At 61.7% G+C, this 26310-nt stretch carries 14 protein-coding genes and 3 pseudogenes; 12 read left to right on the forward strand and 5 right to left on the reverse strand.

Features of this window, described 5'->3' with window-relative positions; translation table 11 throughout:
* Positions 1-30 precede the first annotated feature (30 nt).
* The 3 genes from AD664_RS03660 to AD664_RS03670 all read left to right on the forward strand — a co-directional run bounded on the left by AD664_RS03660 (position 31) and on the right by AD664_RS03670 (position 3911).
* On the forward strand, positions 31-3180 hold the full coding sequence (locus tag AD664_RS03660) for a CusA/CzcA family heavy metal efflux RND transporter (RefSeq protein ID WP_053144472.1): 3150 nt from the start codon (positions 31-33) through the stop codon (positions 3178-3180).
* A 119-nt stretch (positions 3181-3299) separates the two neighbouring features.
* The gene (locus AD664_RS03665; RefSeq protein WP_053144474.1) at positions 3300-3500 is read left to right on the forward strand and encodes a co-regulatory protein PtrA N-terminal domain-containing protein; all 201 of its coding nucleotides are present in this window, start codon (positions 3300-3302) and stop codon (positions 3498-3500) included.
* Between the two features lie 78 nt (positions 3501-3578).
* Positions 3579-3911, forward strand: coding sequence for a DUF2790 domain-containing protein (locus AD664_RS03670; RefSeq protein WP_053144475.1), 333 nt, complete (start codon positions 3579-3581; stop codon positions 3909-3911).
* 251 nt (positions 3912-4162) lie between these two features.
* Here the strand turns inward: AD664_RS03670 and AD664_RS03675 are convergent.
* A pseudogene (locus tag AD664_RS03675) lies at positions 4163-5487 on the reverse strand (OprD family porin).
* 451 nt (positions 5488-5938) lie between these two features.
* Here AD664_RS03675 and AD664_RS27735 point away from each other — a divergent pair.
* From AD664_RS27735 to AD664_RS03695, 3 genes are all read left to right on the forward strand, one after another.
* Positions 5939-9328: a PAS domain S-box protein gene (locus AD664_RS27735; RefSeq protein ID WP_371260938.1), complete on the forward strand. Its 3390-nt coding sequence runs from the start codon at positions 5939-5941 to the stop codon at positions 9326-9328.
* A 215-nt stretch (positions 9329-9543) separates the two neighbouring features.
* Entirely contained in the window at positions 9544-11751 is a 2208-nt protein-coding gene (locus AD664_RS03690; RefSeq protein ID WP_157061534.1) for an AAA family ATPase, read from the forward strand.
* On the forward strand, positions 11748-12773 hold the full coding sequence (locus tag AD664_RS03695; RefSeq protein WP_053144481.1) for an HNH endonuclease: 1026 nt from the start codon (positions 11748-11750) through the stop codon (positions 12771-12773). Before AD664_RS03690 ends, AD664_RS03695 begins: the two co-directional genes overlap by 4 nt.
* A 99-nt stretch (positions 12774-12872) precedes the next feature.
* Here the strand turns inward: AD664_RS03695 and AD664_RS03700 are convergent, their stop codons facing one another.
* Entirely contained in the window at positions 12873-14564 is a 1692-nt protein-coding gene (locus tag AD664_RS03700) for a thiamine pyrophosphate-binding protein (protein WP_053144721.1), read from the reverse strand.
* A gap of 292 nt (positions 14565-14856) precedes the next feature.
* On the opposite strand from AD664_RS03700, the gene AD664_RS03705 reads away from it, so the two are divergent.
* Together AD664_RS03705 and aldA are read left to right on the forward strand one after the other, a co-directional pair.
* Entirely contained in the window at positions 14857-17034 is a 2178-nt protein-coding gene (locus tag AD664_RS03705) for a PQQ-dependent dehydrogenase, methanol/ethanol family (RefSeq protein WP_157061535.1), read from the forward strand.
* A 65-nt stretch (positions 17035-17099) separates the two neighbouring features.
* Positions 17100-18536 (forward strand): aldehyde dehydrogenase, encoded by a 1437-nt coding sequence (gene aldA, locus AD664_RS03710; RefSeq protein ID WP_053144725.1) that lies wholly within the window; start codon positions 17100-17102, stop codon positions 18534-18536.
* Positions 18537-18610: 74 nt separating this feature from the next.
* Here the strand turns inward: aldA and AD664_RS03715 are convergent, their stop codons facing one another.
* Entirely contained in the window at positions 18611-20554 is a 1944-nt protein-coding gene (locus AD664_RS03715; RefSeq protein ID WP_053144483.1) for a sigma-54-dependent Fis family transcriptional regulator, read from the reverse strand.
* 234 nt (positions 20555-20788) lie between these two features.
* Here AD664_RS03715 and AD664_RS03720 point away from each other — a divergent pair, with 234 nt between their 5' ends.
* From AD664_RS03720 to AD664_RS26795, 4 genes and pseudogenes are all read left to right on the forward strand, one after another.
* Complete coding sequence (locus AD664_RS03720; RefSeq protein ID WP_042731766.1) at positions 20789-21295, forward strand: RNA polymerase sigma factor; 507 nt, start codon at positions 20789-20791, stop codon at positions 21293-21295.
* Positions 21292-22218 (forward strand): FecR family protein, encoded by a 927-nt coding sequence (locus tag AD664_RS03725; RefSeq protein ID WP_053144485.1) that lies wholly within the window; start codon positions 21292-21294, stop codon positions 22216-22218. Before AD664_RS03720 ends, AD664_RS03725 begins: the two co-directional genes overlap by 4 nt.
* A 132-nt stretch (positions 22219-22350) precedes the next feature.
* The gene (locus AD664_RS03730; RefSeq protein ID WP_053144487.1) at positions 22351-24750 is read left to right on the forward strand and encodes a TonB-dependent receptor; all 2400 of its coding nucleotides are present in this window, start codon (positions 22351-22353) and stop codon (positions 24748-24750) included.
* Positions 24751-24891: 141 nt separating this feature from the next.
* Positions 24892-25032: pseudogene (locus AD664_RS26795) on the forward strand (DUF3144 domain-containing protein); the annotation flags it as partial.
* 94 nt (positions 25033-25126) lie between these two features.
* Here AD664_RS26795 and AD664_RS27460 read toward each other — a convergent pair.
* Both AD664_RS27460 and AD664_RS03735 read right to left on the reverse strand, forming a co-directional pair.
* Positions 25127-25223: pseudogene (locus tag AD664_RS27460) on the reverse strand (integrase); the annotation flags it as partial.
* Between the two features lie 112 nt (positions 25224-25335).
* Positions 25336-26283 carry an AraC family transcriptional regulator gene (locus AD664_RS03735; protein WP_053144727.1) on the reverse strand — a complete coding sequence of 316 codons (948 nt, stop codon included), beginning with the start codon at positions 26281-26283 and terminating at the stop codon, positions 25336-25338.
* Positions 26284-26310: the final 27 nt, after the last annotated feature.

Below are 26310 nucleotides of genomic sequence, written 5' to 3' on the forward strand. Positions count from 1 at the left end.
ACGATTCGCCCCCTCGACGAGACAGTTCTCATGTTCGAACGCCTGATCCAGTTTGCCATCGAGCAGCGCATCATCGTGCTGCTCGCCGTTCTACTCATGGCCGGCCTCGGTATCGCCAGCTACCAGAAACTACCGATTGACGCCGTCCCTGACATCACCAACGTCCAGGTGCAGATCAACACCGGCGCCGCCGGCTTCTCGCCGCTGGAAACCGAGCAGCGCATCACGTTTCCGATCGAAACGGCCATGGCCGGTCTGCCGGCGCTGGAGCAGACCCGTTCGCTGTCGCGTTCTGGATTGTCGCAGGTGACGGTGATTTTCAAGGACGGCACCGACCTGTTCTTTGCCCGGCAATTGGTCAATGAGCGTTTGCAGATTGCCAGGGAGCAATTGCCCGAAGGCACCGAAGCGCTGATGGGGCCGATTTCCACCGGGTTGGGCGAGATTTTCCTGTGGACCGTTGAGGCGCAGGAAGGCGCGCTCAAGGAGGACGGCACGCCTTACACACCGACCGACCTGCGGGTGATCCAGGACTGGATCATCAAGCCGCAACTGCGCAACGTGCCCGGCGTGGCCGAGATCAACACCATCGGCGGGTTTGCCAAGGAGTACCAGATCGCGCCGGACCCGAAAAAACTCGCCGCCTACAAACTGACCCTCACCGACCTGGTGACGGCGCTGGAACGCAACAATGCCAACGTCGGCGCCGGCTACATCGAGCGCAGCGGCGAGCAGTTGCTGATCCGTGCGCCGGGACAAGTGGCAAGCACCGAGGACATCGCCAACATCGTCATGGCCAATGTCGACGGTACGCCGATCCGGGTGAAAAACGTCGCGACGGTCGAGATCGGCCGGGAAGTGCGCAGCGGTGCCGCTACCGAAAACGGCCGGGAAGTGGTGCTCGGCACCGTGTTCATGCTGATCGGTGAAAACAGCCGCACGGTTTCGCAGGCGGTGGCCAGCAAGCTCGAACAGGTCAACCGCTCGTTGCCCAAGGGCGTGGTGGCTGTCGCGGTCTATGACCGTACGCACCTGGTGGACAAAGCCATTGCCACGGTGAAGAAGAACCTCGTCGAAGGGGCGGTTCTGGTCATTGCGATTCTTTTTCTGTTCCTGGGCAACATTCGTGCGGCGCTGATCACGGCGATGGTGATTCCGCTGTCGATGTTGTTCACTTTCACCGGGATGTTCAGCAACAAGGTCAGCGCCAACCTGATGAGCCTCGGTGCGCTCGACTTCGGCATCATCGTCGACGGTGCGGTGGTGATCGTCGAAAACACCCTGCGCCGGCTGGCCCATGCGCAGCAGCACCATGGGCGCCTGCTGACGCGATCCGAGCGTTTTCGTGAAGTCTTCGCGGCGGCCAAAGAGGCGCGACGACCGCTGATTTTCGGCCAGTTGATCATCATGGTGGTGTACCTGCCGATCTTCGCCCTGAGCGGGGTCGAGGGCAAAATGTTCCACCCGATGGCCTTTACCGTGGTCATCGCTTTGCTGGGTGCGATGCTGTTGTCGGTGACCTTTGTACCGGCCGCCATCGCGCTGTTCGTGACCGGCAAGGTCAAGGAAGAAGAAGGCACCGTCATGCGGGGCGCGCGCCAGGCGTATGCGCCGGCATTGGCTTGGGTGATGCGCCACCGGACAATGGCGGTGGGTATGGCGCTGGGCGTGATTGTGCTCAGTGGCGTGCTGACTAGCCGTATGGGCAGCGAGTTTGTACCGAGCCTCAGTGAAGGCGATTTTGCCCTGCAAGCCTTGCGGGTACCCGGTACCAGCCTGACTCAGTCGGTCGATATGCAGCAACGCCTGGAGACGCTGATTCTGGGCAAGGTGCCGGAAGTCGAGCGTGTGTTCGCCCGTACCGGCACCGCGGAAATCGCCTCCGACCCGATGCCGCCGAACATCTCCGACAGCTACGTGATGCTCAAGCCGAAGTCGCAATGGCCGGACCCGGACAAGTCGCGCGAGACGCTGATGGCGGAACTGCAGCAGGCCGCTGCGCTGTTGCCAGGCAGCAATTACGAGCTGTCGCAGCCGATCCAACTGCGTTTCAACGAATTGATCTCCGGCGTGCGCAGTGACGTGGCGGTCAAGGTGTTCGGCGACGACATGGAAGTGCTCAACGCCACGGCGGCAAAAATTGCCGCGGCCATGCAGAAGGTCAATGGCGCGTCCGAGGTCAAGGTCGAGCAAACCACCGGCCTGCCGGTGCTGACCATCAACATCGACCGCGACAAGGCTGCGCGTTACGGGCTTAACGTTGGCGACGTGCAGGACACCATCGCCGTCGCGGTAGGTGGGCGTCAGGCCGGCACCCTGTATGAGGGCGACCGTCGTTTCGACATGGTGGTGCGGCTGTCCGACGCCATGCGCAAGGACATCGAAGGCTTGTCGGCGCTATTGATTCCAGTGCCGGCACCGGCCAATGGCAATACCGGGCAGATCGGCTTCATCGCGCTCAAGGACGTCGCCAGCCTCGACCTGGTGCAGGGGCCCAATCAGGTCAGTCGTGAAAACGGCAAGCGCCTGGTGATCGTCAGCGCCAACGTACGGGCGCGCGATATAGGTTCGTTCGTCGCCGAGGCGAGCGATGTGATTGCTCGCGACGTTCAGGTTCCCGCGGGTTACTGGACCCGTTGGGGCGGGCAGTTCGAGCAATTACAGTCGGCGGCCCAGCGCCTGCAGATCGTGGTGCCGGTGGCGTTGCTGCTGGTGTTCGGCCTGTTGTTCATGATGTTCAACAACCTGAAGGATGGCTTGCTGGTGTTCACCGGAATTCCATTTGCGTTGACCGGCGGCGTGATGGCGCTGTGGCTGCGCGACATTCCCCTGTCGATCTCGGCCGGTGTCGGGTTCATCGCCTTGTCGGGGGTGGCGGTGCTCAACGGTCTGGTGATGATCGCGTTCATCCGTAACCTGCGCGAGGAGGGCCGTTCCCTGGCCGATGCGATCAGCGAAGGTGCGTTGACCCGCTTGCGCCCGGTATTGATGACGGCACTGGTGGCTTCCCTGGGGTTCATTCCGATGGCCCTGGCCACCGGGACCGGCGCGGAAGTGCAGCGACCGTTGGCGACGGTGGTGATCGGCGGGATTCTGTCCTCGACCATCCTGACGTTGCTGATCTTGCCGGCGTTGTATCAGTTGGCACATCGGCGGGATGAGCAGGCCTCGGCGGTTTGAACACCTGACCGGGCATGCCCCGAGGCCGGGTACATGACGGATATGTAATTTACCCGCCACCGTGATGATAGGTACCGATTGTTAACCTGATCTCGTTAACCCAAACGAGGTCTGAAAACATGAAATTTGCACAAGTGAGTGCCTTTGCAGCAGCGTTGTTGATATCGGGCGTAGCACTGGCGGAAGGGGGTGGCGACAAGACTTTCGAGAACATGATGACATCCCGCGACCGCTCCATGGAGCTGTTCGTCGCCAAGGAACAGGCGCGCAACCCCGTCGTCGTGAACGAGAAGAAAGACGACAACACCCAAAACTTGTAAGCGTACCGCCCATGAATCAGCCCGTCATCGACTGTCGATGGCGGGTTTTTTTTGAGCGCCATTTTGGAGGAGATGTACATGAAGTTGATCACGTTGATGACCTTCGCCACAGCCATGGCCGTGTCGCTGAATGCGCTGGCCGAAGGCGGCGGTGACCGGACGTTCGACCGGGCGCTCGGGGCCAATGCCAGCGCTATGGCGCAATACGCTGCCAACCAGGGCAAGGCTGCGCCGGTGGTGAAAGAGTATGAGTACGGGATGGCGCTGGACGTGGTGAAAGTGGTCAGCGTCGTGCGCCCGCAGACCGCCTGTGAGGTGGTCCCGGCGGCGATGACCTACGAGGACTCCAGCGGGCAGCTCAACACCATCCGGTACAGCGTGGCGGGGGAATGCCGCCAGCGAGGGGGCTGAATGCTCCTGTTGGGGGCGTGATACCGTTCACCGTCCCGTGGCGAGGAGAACGCTTTCTCGCGCTGGAGCGCGTAGCGGTCTCAGGCTTTTGGGGCTGCTACGCAGCCCAGCGGGAGCAAGCTCCCTCGCCACGATAAGTGATAGACCTTAAGTGAATAGCATAAAAAAAGCGTCCCGAAGGACGCCAAAGGATTCACCTCTTACCAAAGGAGCAAGGCGCTTCTAAAGGTGAATTTGGATCAACCGCACAATCAGAGAATCGCCAGCGGGTATTCGACGATCACCCGGACTTCATCCAGGTCCGATTCGAACGCCGTGGCGCGCGTGGTGGCCTGGCGCATACGCAGGGACATGTCCTTGAGCGAACCGGTCTGCACGACGTATTTGACCTCGATGTTGCGCTCCCAGCGCTTCTGGTCGGTCAACGGGGTGCCTGCGTCATCGCGGCGCATGTAGGTGGCGTTGGCGTTGGAGTAATCGGCATCGGTGCCGCGGGCGTAGCGCGTCATGAACGATAGGCCGGGCACGCCATAGGAGGTCATGTCGAGGTCGTAACGCACCATCCACGAACGCTCCTTGGGCGAATTGAAGTCGCTGTACTGGATGGAGTTGTCGAGGAAGATCGAGTCGGATTGGCGCAAGTAGTCGAAGTCGTCGTCGCCGTTGTTGCGCTGGTGCGACAGGGCCAGGGAATGCGCGCCGAGTTTCACCCCGACCCGACCACTCCAGATGTCGTTGTCGAACTTGCCGAGCAATTGTTTGCCTTCGTCGACCGCCTTGTAATAGTTCAGGTCACCGAACAATGACAAGCTGTCCGACAGCGGATAGGTCCAGGCGGTGCCGGCGTAATACTGGTTCCAGGCATCCTTGAGACGGCTGGAGTACAGGCTGAAACCCAGGTGCTTGTTCAGCGTGTAGTCGCCACCGAAATAGCCGACCCACGGCGAATCGACGGGGCCTGCATAGAAAGTCGAGAAGTTCTCGCGCATGTCGCTGACACCGGCTGGCTCATCGCATGCAGGCGACCGCCCTGGACCGACAGGCCCTCGATGCTGGTGTTGGTAGCCGTGACGCCACGAAAGCTTTCCGGTAGCAATCGCGAATCACCGGCGGCGACCACTGGGGTGGCGGGGAACACGTCCCCTACCTTGACCACGGTATCGAATGCACGCACTTTGGCGGCGCCTGCGACCTTGGAGTATTCGTCCCGTGCCTCACCATCACGGTCGACCGGCAGTACGTCGAACGAACTGCGGCCGCCGTTGCGACCGTTACCGGTATCGAGCTTGAGACCCATCATTGCAAATGCATCGACACCAAACCCGACGGTGCCCTGCGTAAAACCGGACTCGAACCTGCCGATCACGCCATGGGCCCAGGCCTCGGAATAGCCAATGCCGGTTGGGCTGGACTGGCCGTTACGGTGATCACGATTGAAGTAGAAGTTGCGGTTGAGCACCGTCAGGCTGCTGCCCTCGATAAAGCCCTCGGATTTTTCCTCGGCATACACCGCGGGCGAACCAACGCCCGCGATCACCGCTAAAGCGGCCATCGACATCTTTGAAGGGTTAACCATCAATCACTCCTTGGGTTCGGCAGAACGGGAACGTGCGTCGGCGTAGGTTTTATTGTTCGGCGGGCAAGGACCCACCGGCATGGTCGCCGTGTGACATCGTTGCAATCTGCGGATAACGCCAAGGTGATGGGTGTATTACAATTTCGTCAGTTTGTTGCAATCCAGAGGTTGGGGGCTCGATACAAGCTGTCGAACGAGTTCCGTTTGAAACGAGGCGCGGCGCTACGCGTCTACAAAATCGAACGGGAACCGACTCCGGATGTCATGACTTCCATTGCCTCAATGAACCACATTTATTTCAGCCAGTCCGGGAAGAGAACACTTGGCCGGCATTTGGAGACCCAGTTTGTCTACTGTACCGGTTGATTTGGAAGGCGAGGACCGCCTGTTTCATGTGCTCGATGCCAGTGAGCGTTTGGCTGCCGCTGGATCGGTAGAGGACGTGGTTGCAGTGCTCCGCGACACCGCACGTGCCGCCGTCGGGGCTGAGGGCATCGCGGTTGTCATTGAGCATGATGGGCGTTGTCATTACGTCGCGGAGGATGCGGTCTCTGCGCTTTGGCAGGGCCAGAGCTTTGCGGTCGACCAGTGTGTTTCAGGCTGGGCGATGCGCCATCGCGAAACGGTCGTCATCCATGACGTTCTGCTGGATCCACGCGTTCCCAAGGACGCTTACGCCGCGACGTTCGTCCGTAGCCTCATCATAGTGCCCATCGGCCGGCCCGTTGCGGTTGCAGCGCTGGGCGCGTACTGGTCGCAGGTTCACACCCCCGATCGCGATACGATCAAGCGGCTGGAAAGCCTGGCGAGCCTGGCGACGATTGCGCTCGAGAACGCGCGCCTCACCCAGGCACGCAATCGTGCGGCGGCGCTTGGGGAGGCACAGAACCGCATTTTGAAACTGTCTGTTGAAGATACCCCCCTCGACGTCGCGCTGGATGCGATCGTTCGCGAGGTCGAGGCGTTGTCCATGTCCCGATTTCTGGGAAGCATCGTGGTTCTCAACGACGATGACCCGAATCTGCGGTATTGCGCAGGCCCCAGTCTTCCCCGCGCCTACAATGACGAGGTAAAAAAACTGATCGCGGGCTTGAGCGGTGGCGCCACCCGCACCTCGCCGTTGCCGAGCGATACCGGGCTTTTACCCGGGGCGCTCAACGATCTGCTTTCGGCCAAGTTACAGGCGCTGGCTACCGCTTATGGCCTGCACACGTGCTCCTCATTCCCGATCCTTTCAGCCCAAGGCGCTGTGCTGGGTGTCTTCATGTTGTATCACCCTGAACCACATGAGCCTTTATCGACGGATGTCGAGATCCTCGGCTTCATTGTCCAGACAGTCGGGCTGGTCCTGGACCGCGAGCAAACTAAAGCCAAGATGCGCATTAGCGAGGCGCGCTATCGCCAGATCGTCGAGGGCGCGGAAGACTTCGCGATTATCACGTTCGATGCGCAAGGCACGGTCACGAGCTGGAGCACCGGTGCACAGCGCATCGTCGGCTACGTCGCCGAGGAGGTAGTGGGGCGTAAGGGTGACCTCTTCTATACCGCCCTGGACCAGGCCGAGCGGGTGTTTTACGGCGAACTCCACATCGCCCAGGATCACGGCCGGGCTGTCAACGAACGCTGGCACGTGCGCAAGGACGGTACGCGTTTCTGGGGTTCGGGGCTGATGATGCCATTGGCCCTGGATCACGGCGGTTTTGTAAAGATCTTCCGCGACCGGACGGTCGAGCATCAAGCGGAAGCGGCGCTGGAGCAGAGCGCGTCGCGACTGGGCTTTTTCGATGAACTCGATGGCCGCCTCTTTCACGTCCATCAGGCCGAAGACGCGATGATCGCCGCGACCGGCTTGCTGGGCGAGAAGCTCAACGTATCGCGCTGCGCCTATGCAGATGTCGATGGCGATCATGACCGTTTCTGGATTCGCAGTGACTACAGCGCGCCCGGCATCGAGAGCTCGGTCGGGACGTACAGCCTCGATGTCTTCGGACCACGGGCTGCTGCCGATATGCGCGCCGGGCGAACCTTGATCATACGTGACGTCGCCGTGGAGCTGACCCACGGCGAAGGGCTTGAGACCTTTCTGTCCATTGGCATTCACGCGATTATTTGCTGCCCGTTGGTCAAGGACGGTCGTCTGACCGCGATGATGGCCGTCCATCAGAATTCGCCCAGGGATTGGTCACAGTCCGAAATATCGTGGGTGAGGGAGGTGGCGGAACGTTGCTGGGCGCACGTGGAACGGGTAGGCGCCGAAATGCGCTTGCGTGAGAGCGAGGAGCGACTACGACTGGCCGTCGAGAACGCCGATATCGGCTTCTGGGACGTGGATATCGTTCACAACACGCTGATCTGGCCCGCTCAAACCAAAGCGATGTTCGGCATCTCTGCTGATGTGCCAGTCACGTTGCAGGATTTCTATGACGGCTTGCACCCGGCGGACCGAGAGGCAACGATCGAAGCATTCGCGGCGGCCATCGACCCGCAACGGCGTGCACTCTATGAAGTCGACTACCGCACGATTGGTCGCGAGGATGGCATCGTTCGCTGGGTGGCGGCCAAGGGCCGAGCCGTGTTCGATGCGTTCGGCCGCTGCTTGCGCTTCACCGGTACGGCGGTGGATGTCACCCCTCGCAAGGTGGCCGAAGAGGAACTGCGCGAGCTCAACGCCACGCTTGAATTGAGGGTGGCCCATGCCATCGCCGAGCGGGAAGAGGTCCAACAGGCATTGCGTCAAAGTCAGAAAATGGAAGCGATGGGACAGCTCACCGGCGGTGTGGCCCACGACTTTAACAATCTGCTGACCCCGATCGTTGGCACGCTCGACATGCTCCAGCGCAGAGGTGTGGGCGGGGATCGGGAACAGAGGCTGATTGGCGGCGCGCTGCAATCGGCTGATCGGGCAAAAACGCTGGTGCAGAGATTGCTCGCCTTTGCCCGCCGCCAACCGCTCCAAGCCGTTCCCGTGGACGTGGCAAAGCTGGTTGGCGAAATGGGTGACCTGGTGGCCAGCACGACCGGGCCACAGATCAAGGTGGTCGTCGAAGCGCCAATGGAACTGCCGGCGGCGATGGCGGACCCGAACCAGCTCGAAATGGCGATTCTCAATCTCTCCGTGAATGCGCGCGATGCGATGCCGGAAGGCGGAACGATGAGGATATCGGCGAGCACCGAGGTGGTGGGTAACGGCCACCGTTCGCATCTTCCTGCAGGTCACTACGTCTGCCTTTCGGTGGCGGACACGGGCATTGGCATGGACGCGACCACACTGGCCCGGGCGGTGGAGCCGTTCTTTTCGACCAAGGGGATCGGAAAGGGCACGGGGCTCGGCCTCTCGATGGTCCATGGCCTGGCATCCCAACTGAACGGCGCGCTCACGATTCAGAGTTCACCCGGCTTAGGGACAAACGTCGAGCTTTGGCTCCAGCGCAGCATGACCCTGCCGACAGCGGCCTTGCCTTATACCGAGGCCCTGGATCGACAATCGGTGCGAGGCACTGCGCTGCTAGTCGACGATGAAGAACTGGTACGTGCAACGACCTCGTACATGCTGGCAGACCTCGGTTACCACGTCATCGAGGCCGCATCAGGCGAAGAGGCCCTGCAATTGCTGGAGGCGGGGCAACAATTCGATCTCATTGTCACCGACCACCTGATGCCTGGTATCAGCGGCACTGAACTGGCCCGGGCGGTCCGCGTTTCGCGGCCCGGTATTCCGATCCTGCTCGTTTCTGGTTACGCCGAACGCAGAGGACTTGACCCGGATATCCCGCGCCTTAACAAGCCGTTTCGCAAGGATGAGCTGTCGGCAAGCCTGTCCAGGCTGGGTGGCTTGTTCTAGAAGGGCCGGCATATTCGGTACGCCTCGCCAGGATGGAGCAGGGAGGGGCGTTTTTGCGACGGGACCAATGATGTCGTTGTGCCTGCTTTCCATTCATCAAACGTGCTAGATTTCACTCGGCGGTGCGAGCCAGAGCTCGCGGTCCAGAGCGATTTCCAGCGTTGCCTGGATGGTTGATGGATCTTTATGCCTTCTAAAGTTAAAAGGAACTGACTTTGAGATTTGTTTGGCGGGATCCCAGCAGTACACCTGTTTCGCTCACAGCCGAGGCGTTGGTCGATGAAATGGCGCTCCTGCGGGAGCACTTTGATAGGGCAACTGCCTCTCGGCTGACCCGACGCCCAAAGTTGAACCGACGAAAATGGAGTTCCCGGGAAGTAAAGTCAGCGCTGGTCGCGGCCTTCCATGAGAAGTGCGGTTACTGCGAGAAAGAGACCGGCCCCTTCGATTTCGAAGTCCATCACCACCGTCCACTGCTCAACGCCAAGAATCGGTTGGGTTATTCGGCCACTCCGAGCCCTGACCATTACGCCTGGTATGCCTATGAATGGGCCAACCTGGTATTGGCCTGTTCCGTGTGTGCGCGCTACAAGAGTTCTCAGTTCCCCACGCAACACGAGCGTGTCGCGCCTTTTACCCCGCTGGCGCTGGCCGATCAAGAGCGCCCCGTCCTGATTGACCCCTCGAACGACCAGCCTTTTGAGCACCTGGCATTCACCGTCGAAGGGATCTGCCTGGGCAAAAACGATCGCGGCAAGGAAACGATCGACGTCTTGAAGCTCAATCGAAGCGAGCTGGTCGGTCGACGTGCCGCCATTTTTTCTGAGTGGGTGGTCTTCTTCGAAAAACTGCGCGGCAGGGACTATGCAGTAATCCTCGCCGAGATCGAGAACCGGCTGGATGATCGCCGTGCTCATGTCGGGGCGGTCAGGATCTGGATCAGTGACTCGTTGCTGGCGACCTCAGAGAGGAGCACACTGCCACGCGAAGCTGAATTTTTCAGTGAGTTGGCAGGTTTCATCAGCCTCTGCAATCCGCCGATGTGGCGCCGGTTCATCGATCACCTCAAGGTTGAGCACGAGCCCCGGCGCATTCTGCGGTCGGATCTCGTCGACGCGGTGGGCGAGGTGCAGACGACCAAGTTTGCCCGTATCCGCTCGATCGATATCAAACACTTCAAAGGGTTCAAACGCTTTACCCTGGACTTTTCCAGTCGGTCCGTGGCCGAGCAGGGCATCGCGCCGGCGGTGGTGCTGCTAGGGGAGAATTCGGTGGGCAAAAGCTCTCTGCTCCAGGCCATTGCCTTGGGCACAATGGGTCGGCATTTGCGCAACCAGGTCAAGACAGACTTCGATGCCTTTCTTCGAAAGCCGCAAAGCCGCGCAGACCAGGGTTGGCAACAGCTCTCCGGCAGCAAAGGCGCGACTCAGGCCAGTATCCGGATCGAATTTGACGACGGCAGCTTCAATGAAGTGCACATCCTGCGGGGTGGCGAGATCCACGATGTGTCTTTCGAGAGCGCGCTGGTGCTTGGCTATGGTGCCCATCGACAATTCAGCGAACAACCGACGAACTACAAGAACATCAAGCCAGTCTCGAGCATCGTTTCATTATTCAACAAACAACGCGTGCTGCCACATTCGGCCGATTGGCTCGAATCACTTGACGAGAAAATCTTTCCAACGGTGGCCCGAGCACTTCGGGAAATCCTCAACCTGACGGACGAAGATGAAATCATTCGCACGGAGCGCTCCGGGCTGATGATCAGCAAGCACGGCGAAGACATACCACTGTCGAGGTTGAGCGATGGCTACCGATCGTTATTCGCCATGGCGTTGGACATCATCCGCAACATGGTGAAGCGTTGGGGTGACCTGGAGAGCTCACGAGGCATCGTGCTGATCGACGAAATCGAAATCCATCTGCACCCACGCTGGAAAATGCAGGTGGTTGGCGCCTTGCGTCGTGCGTTGCCGCAGGTCCAGTTCATCTTCACCACCCACGATCCGCTTTGCTTGAGGGGGATGCTCGATGGTGAAGTGCATGTACTGGTCCGCGATGAGGACCGGGCCGTCGTTGAAATGACCGGGTTGCCCGATGTCAGTGCCATGCGGGCCGAGCAACTGTTGACGTCCGAATACTTCGGCCTCGCCAGTACCGCCGAGCCCGAGACCCTTCGGCGTATCGATCAGTTGCTGCTTTCCGAATCCCGTAGCCTTGAGCCACAAGAGCAGTTCTCCGAGCGGCTGGAGGCGTTCTCGATGATTGGCGACACCCCGGAACGCCAAGTCGTAAATGAAGCGTTGCGCCGGCACATCGTCGAACAGTTTCACTCCAATCGGCTTGACCGGGCAGAAGTGCGTGAGGAATCGGTACGCCTGATCCTGGAGACGCTTCGCGAAGCTGGCGAGGCCGGACAATGATTTATGTTAAGCGCGAGGATGTCGACGAGCCCTTATCGCTTGCCGAATTGAACAGCCCGGCGGCCAAGGAGCGTACCCGAGCGGCCGCTTTTTATGCGGCCCGAGCCACTCAGCCGGCGCCTGCGAAAACGAATGCCAAAGCCAAGGGGAAGACGGCCAAACAAGCTAAAAAATCCAAGAAATTCAACTTCAAGGCCTATGGGGCAAAAGACGTAAGGCAGGCGTTGAATACGCTGTTCCATAAAAAATGTGCCTATTGCGAATCCAGTTACAAAGCGGTGGGCCCCGTTCAGGTCGAACACTTTCGGCCCAAGAACCGGGTGATCGACCATCCTGGCCATACGGGCTACTGGTGGCTGGCGTCCGACTGGACCAATCTGCTGCCCAGCTGTATCCACTGCAATAGTTCTGAGTACCATGAAGTTCAAACCTTCACGGCTGAACAGCCCTACACGCAAAAAATGCAGGGGAGCGCCTATAAGCTCGGCAAATATGATGCCTTCCCGATTCGTGGGCAGCGTGCCATGGCTAAAGGCGATGATCTGAAGGCCGAGGATGCCTGCCTCATCGACCCCACTCAACGTAACCCGGATATGCACCTGCAATGGATCGTCGAACGGGGCCTGAGTCTGATTGCTCCGCTGAAAGTGGGGAATGACTGGGACCCTTACGGACTTGCCACCTATCAAATATTTGGCTTGAACCGAGTGTACCTGGTGGAGGCGCGCACCGAGCTGATGCTGGAGGTTCAGAACCAGTTGATGAAGGCGGAAAACGCGCTCAAGAAAGCCGCCCCGATGGATCACAGCGAACCATTCTTCCAACACCTGCGCGATGAAGCCAAGAACATTTTCGCTGAACTGCAAGCCCGGACTGCCCCCTCGAAACCCTACTCGGCCATGGTCAAGAAGCTGGTCGCTGATAATCGGGACCGGATGATCGCCGAGTTCGAAGCCGCGGTGCTTAGGGCATCTCGCAGCTCAAATCCCCCAGGGAAATCGACTCACTTTTGGGATAGCTGAGGGCCGTAAGGGCTTCACCAATAAAGGTCGGGGTGGGCCGCCTGCCGCTTGATGTCGTTTTCTTCAGCGCGGTGGATGTGCTTCGAGGTTGGGCAATCTTCAGGCCATGATCGGCAATTCAATGAGATTCGGGACGCCTGAACGAATACCTTCTTCCACCGCGCCGGCAATGTCGCCGGCGCGCTCGATCCTGCGCGAAGCGATCCCCAGGGAAGAGGCGAGGGCCAGGAAATCGATCGCCGGATCGCGCAGGTCCATGCCGATGAACTGGTCACTGCTCGCATTCAGGTAGTGCGCCTGGCCACGAGCGTAGTTCTTCAAAATGTTGTATTCGCCGTTGTTCATCACAACGAACGTGACCGGCAACCGTTCATGCGCCGCCGTCCAGAGTGCCTGCGGTGAGTACATGGCCGAGCCATCACCGACCAGACACACGACCGGGCTGCGGTCCAGGCCAAGCGATGTTCCGACAGCCGCCGGCATGCCCCAGCCGAGGATGGCGCTGCGGGTAAAAAGATACTGGCGGGCCGAATGGGAATCCAGGCAGGCGCGGACATGGGGAATCGTGGCGGGTGCTTCGTCGACGATCCAGACGTCCGGCCCGATGGCCCGGACGGCCTCGTGGGCAGCCACGAAAGGTGTCGTCACCGGCGCGCTGAATTCACGACTGAAGCGAGCGGCGACGTCGGCGCGACGTGCATCGCGTGCTTGGCTCGCAACGTGTCGCAGCGTCGCGATGGTCTCCCGGTGTGGCGCCAATCGCTTGTCCAGTATCGGCAACAGCGTTTGCAAGGAAAGTCTTACATCGCCGATCAGCCCTAGCGCAGTCTCGTGGACTCTGCCCAGTTGGTGTCCATCGCTGGTCAATTGGATAAGGCGACAGTGAGAAGGGATAGCGGGGCCCTGGGAGTATTGATAGCTGATCAACGAATGGCCGCCGAGCAGGAAGACCGCGTCGAAGTCGGAGAACGTCTCCCTGATATCGGAAGCTTTTGCAGGCAGCGTTCCCCGCCACTGCGGATGAGCCGTCGGGAACGGAATATGCCCGGGCCAGGACGGCCCGTAGACCGGCGCGCCGAGTGCCTCGGCAAGCCTCACGGCTTCAAATTCCGCGCGCGACTGGATCACTTCTTCTCCCACGAGAATCGCCAGGCGACCGGGGGTGATGTTCGCCAGGGCAGCGGCCAGTTCCTCAATCGCCCCGGTCACGGCACCGCGCTCGATTCGCGATGGTGGGCCTACCGTGACATCCGTGTGTTGCTCCAGCACGTCAATCGGCAGGGAAAGGAAAACCGGGCCGGCCGGCCCCGTGCGACAGTCCTGAAACGCACGGCGCAGCAGCATCGGGATATGTTCGGGATGATGAATTTCCTCCGCCCATTTGACGCTCGGCCGGGCGAGAGCGACGAGGTCTCCGTGGAGCAGCGGGTCGGTCACGCCATGTCGCGTGTCTTGTTGACCTGCCGTGATGACAAGCGGCGTGTTCGCCATCCTGGCGTTGAGCATTGCGCCCATGGCATTGCCCAGTCCACCGGCCGTATGGAGGTTGACGAAGGCGGGGCGACCGGATGCCTGCGCATAACCGTCGGCCATCGCGACGACTGAGGCCTCCTGCAGGCCGAGAATGTATTGGAGGTCCGGGGCGCCTGAGAGGGCGTCGAGCAAAGCCAGTTCGGTGGTTCCCGGATTGCCGAAGACGTAGCGCACACCTTCGCTGCGAAGCACTTCTACGAGCAGGTCTGCGCCGCGTTGCTCGCGGCGGTTGAAAAAGACATCGGACTCTAAAGGCATGACGCAGAACCTCATCAGGTCTGGAGGCGCTAATTTAGCGGGTTCCTGTGGCGACTGTCGTGGGGCGATCGGATTTTAACCACATTCCTATTAATAAAACCCAAGTGTGCCAAGGGTGGGACAGATGCCCCATGGGTGCGACACCTGTCGCAGGTTGACGCAGTCAGCGATCCGGCTTGCAAGCCTTGTATGACGTGGCTTGCAGGTCTTTGGCGAAGGCTGGCACAGGGGTTGCTCTTGTCCCCCTGCGCAGCGCAATGGCTTCGCTACTAATAAGAATCAGGAGTTCCCCATGACACAGTTTGGTCTCGCCGTGCCTCCCGCCCCCCGAACCGCGCCCATCGGCGCTCCGCTCAAGAGCCTGTTCGTCGCGTTAGCTCTGAACCTGAGCGTCATGCCGGCCTGGGCGCAGGACATGCCGGCCAATGTCGATGGCAAGCGGATCATTGCCGCCAACCAGGAACCCGGTAACTGGATGAGCACCGGTCGTACCTACGATGAGCAACGCTACAGCCCGCTCAACAAGATCAGCGACCAGAACGTCAGCCAGCTCGGCCTGGCGTGGAGCTACAAGTTGGATCTTGACCGTGGTGTCGAAGCCACGCCCATCGTGGTCGACGGCGTGATGTACACCACCGGGCCGTTTTCGGTGGTGTACGCCCTGGATGCACGCAATGGCAAGCTGATCTGGAAGTATGACCCACAGTCCGACCGCAACCGCGCCGGTGAGGCTTGCTGTGATGCGGTCAACCGCGGTGTTGCGGTGTGGAAGGGCAAGGTCTACGTGGGCGTGCTCGATGGGCGCCTGGAAGCCATTGATGCGAGGACCGGCCAGCGCGCCTGGTCGGTGGACACCCGGGCCGATCACGCGCGCAGCTACACCATCACGGGTGCCCCTCGGGTGGTCAACGGCAAGGTGGTGATTGGCAACGGCGGCGCTGAATTCGGCGTGCGTGGCTACGTCACCGCCTACGATGCAGAAACCGGCAAGCAGGCCTGGCGCTTCTATACCGTACCGGGCGACCCCAAGCTGCCGCCGGAAGACAAGGCCATGGCCATCGCCGCCAAGACCTGGCACGGCGACGCGTTCGTCGAGCAGGGTGGCGGCGGCACCGCCTGGGACTCTTTTGCCTTCGATCCTGAGCTGAACCTGTTGTACATCGGCGTGGGCAATGGTTCGTTGTGGGACCCGAAATGGCGCAGCCAGGCCAAGGGTGACAACCTGTTCCTGTCCTCGATCGTCGCGGTCAATGCCGACACGGGAGAATACGTCTGGCACTACCAGACCACGCCGGGAGATGCCTGGGACTACACCGCCACCCAGCACATGATCCTGGCGGAACTGCCGATCAATGGAAAACCGCGCAAGGTGTTGATGCAAGCGCCCAAGAACGGCTTCTTCTATGTGATCGACCGCGCCACGGGGGAGCTGTTGTCGGCCAAGGGCATCGTGCCGCAGAGCTGGACCAAGGGCATGGACATGAAGACGGGCCGGCCCATCGTCGATGACGAGAACGCCGCCTACTGGAAGGACGGCAAGCGCAAACTGGTGACGCCTGCGTTCTGGGGCGCCCATGACTGGCAGCCGATGTCGTTCAACCCGAACACGGGGCTGGTGTACATCCCGGCGCACATCATGTCCGCCTATTACGAGCACATCCCCGAGGCGCCGAAGCGCAACCCATTCAAAAGCATGTATCAGTTGGGCCTGCGCACCGGGATGATGCCGGAAAACGCTGACGGGCTGCTGGAAATGGCCAAGGGCTGGTCTGGCAAGCTGATCGCCTGGGACCCGGTCAAGCAGCAGCCGGCATGGGAAGTGCCCTATGTGACGATCTTCAACGGCGGCACCTTGAGCACGGCCGGCAACCTGGTGTTCGAGGGCAGCGCCGATGGCCGGGTAATAGCCTATGCCGCCGATACCGGCAAGAAGCTGTGGGAACAACCGGCGGCCAGCGGCGTCATGGCCGCGCCGATTACCTACAGTGTCGACGGTGAGCAATACGTCACCTTCATGGCCGGCTGGGGCGGAGCCTTCTCGACCTTTGCCGGTGCTTTGTCGCTGCGCGCCGGGGTCCGTCCGTTTTCCCAGGTATTGACCTACAAACTGGGTGGCACCGCGAAACTCAACGAGCCAGCACCGCTTGCCGAGACCCCTAAGCCGCCGCCGTTGACCGGTGACACCGTCGCGGTGGACGCGGGTGGCAAGCTCTATGACGGCTACTGCTCGCAGTGCCATGGCATTCATGCGGTCAGCGGTGGCGTGCTGCCGGACCTGCGCAAGCTGACGCCGGAAAAACACCAGTTGTTCCTCGGCATTCTCTACGGCGGCCGGGTGCCTGACGGCATGCCGTCCTTTGCCGACGCCTTCACGCCGGAGCAGGTGGAGCAGATCCACCAATACCTGATCAAGCGCGCCCACGACCTGCAGCAGGAAGGCGGCGTCTGGAAGACCTTCAGCGCCCAATGAATACCCGTGATGCAGGGGCGGGGCGCCGCTGCATCGTTTTCGACACTGTCCGCGAGAGCAAGCACATGACCGAAATCATCCATTACCAGAACTTCATCGCCAATGCCTTCGTTCCCAGCGACCCCAGCATCGAAGTGCGCAACCCGGCCAACAATCAACTGTTGGCACGCGTGCCCGAAGCCAGCGGCGAGCAGGTTGAAGCGGCCATTGCCGCGGCGCGCCACGCGCAGAAAAATTGGGCGGCCCGTCCGGCCATCGAGCGCGCAGGTTACCTGCGCAAGATCGCCAGCAAAGTGCGCGACAACGCCGAACGACTTGCCCACCTCATCACTGCCGAACAAGGCAAAGTGCTGGGACTGGCGCGGGTGGAGGTGAACTTCACCGCCGATTACCTGGATTACATGGCCGAATGGGCACGGCGTCTTGAAGGGGAGGTGCTGACCAGCGACCGTGTCGGCGAAAACATCTTCCTGCTGCGCAAGCCCTTGGGCGTAGTGGCCGGCATTCTGCCGTGGAATTTCCCGTTCTTCCTGATCGCTCGCAAGATGGCGCCCGCGCTGGTGACCGGCAACACCATCGTGATCAAACCCAGCGAAGAAACCCCCATCAACTGCTTCGAGTTTGCCCGCCTGGTGGCCGAGACCGACCTGCCGCCCGGGGTATTCAATGTGGTCAGCGGTACGGGAGCGACTGCGGGGCAACGCCTGACCCGTCACGCCGGCGTCGACCTGATCAGCTTCACCGGCAGCGTCGATACCGGCTCGCGGATCATGGCCGCAGCGGCGCCGAACATCACCAAGCTCAACCTGGAGCTGGGCGGCAAGGCGCCGGCCATCGTGCTCGCGGACGCCGACCTGGAACTGGCGGTCAAGGCCGTCACTGCGTCGCGGGTGATCAACACCGGACAAGTGTGCAATTGCGCCGAGCGGGTGTACGTCGAACGCAAGGTCGCCGATCAGTTCATCGAGCAGATGGCCGCGTCGATGGCCGCGACCCGGTACGGCGACCCGCTGGCTGAAGACGACCTGGACATGGGGCCGCTGATCAACCAGGCCGCGCTGGACAAAGTCGCGCAGATGGTCAGGACCGCCACAGGGCAGGGCGCTGAAGTGGTCACGGGCGGGGCGGTGGCGGACAAGGGCGCGGGCTTTCATTATCAGCCAACGGTGTTGGCTGGCTGTGGCAGCGACATGGCGATCATGCGCCAGGAAATCTTCGGCCCGGTGTTGCCGATCCAGATCGTGGAGGACCTGGACGAAGCCATCGCCCTGGCCAATGACAGCGAGTACGGCCTGACATCCTCGGTCTACACCCGTAGCCTGAGCGCGGCCATGCGCGCCAGCAATGAGTTGGATTTCGGCGAGACCTACATCAATCGCGAGAACTTTGAAGCGATGCAGGGCTTCCATGCGGGGGCGCGCAAATCCGGCATTGGCGGCGCGGACGGCAAACACGGCTTGTATGAGTACACCCACACCCACGTGGTCTACATTCAGATCTGATCCATAGTCTGCCCCTGGAAAATGCCGACGCCTGCAACGGGCGCCGGCATTTTCATTGGCCGCGGGACCCGCTGTCAGGGCAGGTCGTTGGGCGCGACAAGACCGTGCTTTTTCATCTTGCGATACAGCGTCGAGCGCGAGATGCCCAGGTCCGTCGCGGCGGCGCTGATGTTCCAGCGATGCCGGCGCAGAGTACCGAGCAAGTGGCGGGACTCCTCACCGTCCAGTTGCGCCTCCAGGTGGTTGGCCTGCGCGACGGCGCTGATTGACGGGGACGGCTTTTGCGGCGCCAGCAATTCACAGGGCAAGCACTCCCGATCAATCACGCCGCCTTCGGCCAGGGCGACTGCGTAGCGCAGGCTATTGAGCAACTGACGAATGTTGCCGGGCCAGGCGTAATCAAGCAGGCATTGGCGGGCATCGGCGTCAAGCTGTAACCCTTGGGCGCCGGGCTGGGCCGCGAGCAGCGTATCGATCAGTTCGGCTCGGTCACTGCGCTCGCGCAGGGCCGGCAGCGCCAGGTTCATGCCGGCCAGGCGGTAGAACAGGTCTTCGCGAAAGTGTTTGTCGCGGATCATCGCATGCAGATCCTGGTGAGTGGCCGAGATCACCTGAACATCCAGCGTCACCGGCGCCTCGGCCCCCAGCGGCGAAATCTCTCGCTCCGCCAGCACCCGCAGCAAGCGGGTTTGCAAATGGGCAGGCATGTCGCCGATCTCATCGAGAAACAACGTCCCGCCGTTGGCCTGTTCCAGCTTGCCCTTCATGCCTTTTCGGTTAGCGCCCGTGAAGCTGCCGGCGCGATAACCGAACAGCTCGCTCTCGATCAGCGTCTCGGGGATCGCCGCGCAGTTCAACGCCACGAAAGGCCCGGCGCGGCGATGGCTTGCATGGTGGATCGCACGGGCAAACGCCTCCTTGCCGGTGCCGGTTTCACCGGTGATCAGGATCGGTATGCCCTTGTCGATCACCTTGCGCACACGCTGGGTGTTTTGCTGCAGCCGGGCATCCAGGCCGGCGAGTTGCTGAAGATCCGGGTGAGCCCGAAGAGCAGGGCGGGCGACGGGGAGCGGACGGTGCCGTTCAGAGGGGATACGCAGGCCGACGTCCAGCAGGGATTCGTGCCGAGGGCCCCGCAGACGCACGCCACGGGCGCCGCCGCTGGTGAGCTGGAGCAGCTCATCCACGGTGATCGAGAGCAGGCGCTCGATGGAGGCACCGATCAATGCTGGTGTGTCGGCCGCGTCCAGGGCGATAAACGCGGCCCGGTTGGCCCCAATGACGCGCCCGCTTTCATCCAGGGCGAGCAATTGTTCATTGCCCAGGTCGGCGATCTCATCGATGGGTACGAGAGACAGGGTCAAACGGTCGCGGTAGCTCTGGCGAAAGTGTGCATTCTCGATCATGCGCGCGTACATGATCACCAGTTGCAAGGTGAGGTATTGGCTTTCCCGAGGACCGTCGCTGTTCATGCAGGTCGCATTCAGGCAACCGCGCAACAGGCCCTGGGCATCAAAGATGGGCGCTACCGAGCAGCTCAGGCGGGAATTGGCCGCCAGGAAATGCTCGTCACGATGGATGATCAATGGCTGCGTCGCTGCCAGCGTGGTACCGATGCCGTTGGTGCCCACCACCGATTCGTCCCATCTCGCGCCCACCACCAAGCCTGATTGGGTGTAGGCATCGTGCTGGCTAGGCAACCGAGAATCCAAGGTAATGCCGTATTCGTCGCTCAACAGCACCGCAAAGCCGGCCGGCACCACGCGTCGCGCCAGTCCGCTGACGCCCTGGCTGGCGATGGCCAGGTATTGCTGATGGTGTTGCTGATGGCGACGGATGTCCTCGGCGCTGAGGATGTTCTTGCGGCTTGCCGCGCCAGGGTCGAGGCGGTGCTCAACGACGCTGCGGTACCAGGACTGGGCGATGACGCCGTCCGGCCGGATCCCGCGCCCCGAAAAGTGGTCGTTGACGAACGCTGCAAGTTCGCTGGGAGTTGCCTGCGTGCTATGCGGGGTCATGAAATGCTCCAGTCAGGCGTGAAGTCCGCAAAGTGCCACCACTGCGACGCGCCATTCAGACGCTGAACGCAGCTGCAACTGTCTACCATAGACGTTGGCACGAGAATTTTCAGCCTAAGTGCAATAAGCCTCGCCCATTGCGGCAGGTAAAGGGCGAGGCGCGAACATCGCAGCAATTGCAAATCATTATCATTTTATATAACATCGCGGCTCTTTCCCGTTCGAGTCGCTTGCGTGTCCCGGCCCTCCGATCCTCATTCCGCCGACGGCCAGTTCGAAAACCATTCGAGCGAACTGCTGCGCTTCCTCACGCGGCAGGTGAAGTGCGAAGAGCTGGCGGCCGACCTGCGCCAGGAGACCTGGTTGCGCTTCCGCCGGCGAGCGTCCGGCGAGGAGATCGGCAATCTTCGCGCCTTCCTCTATCGCATCGCACGCAACCTGATCATTGACTACCGCCGTCAGCAGAAAGCGCGCCCCATCGAGGAGGAGATATCCATCGAATTGGTCAGTGCCCAGCCGGGTCCGGAGCGAGCGGTAAGCGACGCCCAGCGCCTGGAGCGACTGCAGCGCGTCGTTCAGGATTTGCCGCCGCACCTGCGCCAGGCGTTGTTGTGGAATCGCCTGGACGGGCTGACCCAGCGTGAGATCGGTGAACGCCTGGGGGTCTCGGAAAGCATGGCCGGACGCTATATCTTGAAGGCCCTCGAACACTGCCAGCAGCAAATGGACCCGCAGCCGTGACTCATCCTTCACTACTCGATCAGGCCCGGCAATGGCAGGTGCTGCTGCATTCCGGCCGTGCCACCGCTACCGATCGCGATGCCGCGCAAGCCTGGCGCGAGGCGGCGCCCGAGCACGAGCAGGCGGCGCGTGAGGTGGAAGGGCTGTGGTCGTTGCTCGGCCAGATAGAACGTCCGGCGGAGCAACCTCAGGCACGCGTGGTACGTCGTCATCGACGCTGGGCGACGCCGCTGGCCTGCGCCGCGATGCTGTTGCTCGCGTTGTGGTTACCGCGCGGTACCTGGATCGGGCTGTATGCCGATATCAGCACCCGACCGGGCGAGGTGCGCGAGTTGCGCCTGACTGATGGTTCGCTGTTGACCCTCAACGGCGATTCGGCGCTGGACTGGGAGTTTGTCGACGGTCGCCGCGAGGTCAGGCTGTACCGCGGCGAGGCGGACTTCCAGGTCGCCCATGACCCGGCCCGGCCGTTCATTGTCAGTGCCGGCGAGGCGCGCATACGCGTCACCGGCACACGCTTTGATGTGCGGCTGGAGGAGGGCGGTGTCGACCTCGCGGTCAGCGAGGGCCGAGTGCTGGCCTCCAGCGACGGGCGCGAGCCGCTGCCGGTGGTCGGCGGGCAGCAGGTGCAGTGGCGCGGCGCGGAGTTGCAGGCGCCGCAGGCACTGGACGCGCGCCAGCGCTTGAGCTGGCAGCGCGGCAAGCTGGTATTACGCGACCGGCCGCTCGAGCAGGTGTTCGCCGAGCTCGAGCGCAGCCAATCTGCACGGGTGCTGTTTGTCGACGAAGCCGCTCGCACGCTCCGGGTGACCGGTGTATTCGCCCTGGACGATCCACAGGCGGTATTGAGTGCCGTGGAGAGCACCTTGCCTGTGCGCCTGGTGCGCTTGCCGGGGTTGATTCTGGTCGCCTCACGCCACTGAGACCCGCGTCGCACCTGGCCCCTCAAGAAAAAAAGCAAATATTTAGGCGGCGATGGTTCAGAAATCATCGCCGCCTACGTCTTCCGTTCCTGCAAATGCGACTTCTTCGTATTGATAGCCAAGGACATCAGCATGCGGTCGACTTCCTTCCTCGCGGCGCTAGCCGTTCTACCCCTGGCCATGGCAGCTGCAAAGGCGCACGCCGTCGCGCTCGACGTGCCTGCCCAGCGGCTCGACGCGGCGCTCACCGATTTTGCCGAGCAGGCCGACGTGCGTCTGCTCTATGACGCCGGCCTGACCCGTGGCAGCGGTGTGGTGCCGGCGCTCAAGGGCGATTATTCGGTGATCGACGGCCTGCAGCGGTTGTTGGCGGGCAGCGGCCTGACCTTCCAGACCGGCGATGACGGCACCTTCACGCTGGTGCCGCTGCCGGAGCAGGGCGCGTTGGAGCTGGGATCGATCACTATCAGTGGGACCACCGAAGGCCGTGTCGACCTGCCGGCCGAGTACGCCGGCGGGGAAGCGGCGCGGGGTGCGCGCATCGGCGTGCTGGGCAACCAGGACATGCAGGATGTGCCTTTCGCTTTCTCCAGCTACACCTCCGAGCTGATCGAGAAGCGCCAGGCGCAGACCCTGGCCGATGTGCTGGCCAGCGATCCGGGCGTGCGGCAGTCGTTCGGCTTTGGCAACTTCTCCCAGGTGTTCGTCGTGCGCGGGTTTCAACTGTTCAGCGACGATATTGCCTTCAACGGGCTGTACGGCATTTTGCCGCGCCAGATCATTTCCACCGAGTCGGTCGAGCGGGTCGAAGTGTTCAAGGGCGCCAACGCCTTCGTCAATGGTGTATCGCCGTCGGCCAGCGGTGTCGGCGGGGCGATCAACGTGGTGTCCAAGCGTGCCGAGGACACTCCCACCCGTAGCGCCACCCTGGACTATGCCAGCGACAGCCGAGTGGGCGGGCACCTCGACCTGGGCCAGCGCTTCGGCGAGGACAACCGCTTTGGCCTGAGAGTAAACCTGGCCCAGCGTGAGGGCGAGACAGCGGTGGACGATGAACACTCGCGCTTCAGCCTGGCCACTCTCGGCCTGGACTATCGCAGTGACGATCTACGTTTGTCTGCGGATGTCGGGTACCAGAAGCAACGGGTCAATGAGGGGCGCTCGGTGGTCTATCTGACTACGACGGGGCCTACCAGCACGCTCAACGGCAAGACGCCGTCGGCACCGGACTCAGACCACAACTACGCGCAGCCCTGGAGCTGGTCGCAACTGGAAGACACCTATGGCATGTTCAGCGCCGAATACGACCTGTCGCCCAGCTGGACCGCCTACCTGAGCGCAGGCGGCAAATACACACGGGAGAACGGGGTATACGCCTCCAACTACGTCTACGGCGAAAATGGCGACGCACGTATCGGCCGCCTCTATTCGCCGCTGGACCAAGAGACCCTGAGCGCCGTCACGGGGCTGCGCGGCGAACTCATGAGCGGGCCGGTCAGCCATCGCATCAACCTGGCCGCCAACGGCATCTGGCAGGAGAAGCGTAACGCGTTCGAGTCCACCGCGGCGGGCAGTCGTGGCTTCGGCAATCTGTATGCGGGCCAGCCCGTCGCCGAGCCGCCGGCCACCAGCATTTCCGGCGACATCCACGACCCGGACACTGTCGCCAAAGTACAGAACCGCAGCCTGGCGGTGTCCGACACCCTGGGCTTTCTCGACGACCGCGTACTGCTGACCCTGGGCCTGCGCCGCCAATCCATCGGCGCTGATGCGTGGAGCGCGGCCAGCGGTGCCCGCACCGCCAGCTACCAGGAAAGCATCACCACGCCGGCCTATGGCCTGGTGATCAAGCCCACCGAGTACCTGTCGCTCTATGCCAACCGCGTCGAGTCTCTGCAACAGGGGCCGACCGCACCGGTCGCCGCGCTCAATAACGGCGAGATGTTCGCGCCCTATCGCTCCAAGCAGACGGAGGTGGGCGCCAAGCTGGATTGGGGCACCTTCGGCGGCAGCCTTAGCCTGTTCCGCATCGAGCAGCCCCAGGGCGTGCTCGGCGGCGACGGCTACTACCGGGTGGATGCCGAGCAGCGCAATCGCGGCGTGGAACTGAGCATGTTCGGCGAGCCGCTGGACGGCCTGCGCCTGCTGAGCGGCGCCACCTGGACCAAAGCCGAGCTGCGCGGCACCGCTGGCGGTCGCGACGATGGCAACCAGGCGGTGGGTGTGCCGCTGTTCCAGTTCAATCTGGGCGCCGACTGGGATGTGCCAGGTTTGCCCGGGGTGAGCCTGAACGGCCTGCTACTGCGCACCGGCGGCCAATTCGTGGACAGCGCCAACGAATACAGCATCCCCGCCTGGACCCGCGTCGACCTGGGCGCCCGCTATCGGACGCACCTGGATGGCCGCGCCCTGACCTTGAACGCAATGCTGGAGAACGTCGCCGACGAAAATTACTGGGCCTCGGCCAATGGGGGTTATCTGACCCAAGGTGCGCCGCGCACGCTGAAGGTATCGGCCACTGTTGATTTCTGATGTGGCTGCATGGAAGGCAGGAGAGGGGGGCACTTAGATCAGGCGGGCTTCACCGTTCCTTCGCGTAGAGGTCAGGCATCTGCAATCCAGCCGTGGGATATGCTCCAATGACGCCCCTCATTTGCTTATCGGAGTCTTATCATGGCCGACGCCACCGACCACGCCTTCTACGACCGCGCAGACGCCCATATTGAGCTGTCCAACGAACAGCTGAAAACCTATGGAAACCTCGGCGAGATCAGCGCGTCGATGCTGTTTGGCACATCACGTTTCAACGCCTGGATCAATAATTTCGGTCAGTACGTGCTGGGCAAGTAGGGTGCCGAGTTCACTGATGTTCCAAGACGCGGAGATCGAGCAGCTCTCGCCAGGCCAGCATGGCCCAGATATCTCTCAGTCGGAGTGGGGCTTTCTGCCCGACTAGTTTTCCTTTGTTCCAGGGGCTGACGGCTGCAGGTAGCGATGATGTTCATGACAAGTCCTCCACGTGTGGAAAGAAAAGGATGGCTAATCAGAGCGACGGTCGCTAACCGGCCAAAAGCGGACGTATGGATGCGCAGGGCGACAGAGCAAGTGTCGCCGACCTCAGACTTCAGCCCCTGGCGGATGGCCGAAATACGCCTTGTAGGCATGGTTGAAATTGGCAGGATTGGAGTAGCCCAGGCGGTGGGCAATCTGCGCCACGTGCCATTTGCGCTGGCGCAACAGAGTGCGCGCCAGTTCCAGGCGCTGTTGGCGCACGTAATCGAGCATCGACTGGCCGTACACCCGGCTAAAGGCACGTCTCAGGGTGGTTTCACCCACGCCCAGTTCCCGTGCCAGCGCCGGAGTGCCAGGTGGGTTCATCAGGTTGGCGTCGAGCTTGAAGCGTGCTTCGTGTGCCAGGTCCGAATGGCTGCGCGACGTGGCCACCTGCTCAGCTGGCTGTGGCGCCAGGTGCATCGCCAGCTCGACCAGCACGGCCAGGCTCAGGCTCTCCTGATTCAGCCGTTCCAAGGCGCCCTGGTAGGGTGAGTGATAAAGGCGCTCGAACAAACTCCCGATGGCGCGACAGCCGCGCAGTTCGGAGAAGTGCATGCCATCGTCGAGCAGCCTGGCCAGCGATTGCAGTGACGGGTCTTCTTCAGCCAATTCGCGTAGATAGTCGCCGCCGATGCGCAGCCCGGCCATGCGCGCACGGCTGCCGGCAGGCATCTGGTCCATGGCTTCCATACTTTCACTCAATCCCAGCACATGCGGCGCGCCGGGCGTGTATTCATTTAGCCGACCGTCAACCCGATGCTGCCATTGCCCACCCAGTACCTGCACGATGCACACGCTGTCGGGCAGCACCTTGTGGATGCGCAACGGTTCGGGGAATTGCAGATCGCAATCGAAATACTGCAGCTGCGACCGCAGCGTCTGCGCGCGGTAATGGCCGATCGCGCTGCCCATGACCTGCCGCGCGCTTTCATCGAATACACCGGCCTGGTTCAGGGCCTCTGGGTGATCGAAGCAGAAGTGCGTGTCCAGATAGGGGTTGCGGCGGTCCATTGGCAAAGTGTCCGTCAGGGCTGGTGG

This window comes from Pseudomonas sp. P97.38, from assembly GCF_001269745.1.
GTDB classification, from domain to species: Bacteria; Pseudomonadota; Gammaproteobacteria; order Pseudomonadales; family Pseudomonadaceae; genus Aquipseudomonas; species Aquipseudomonas chlororaphis_E.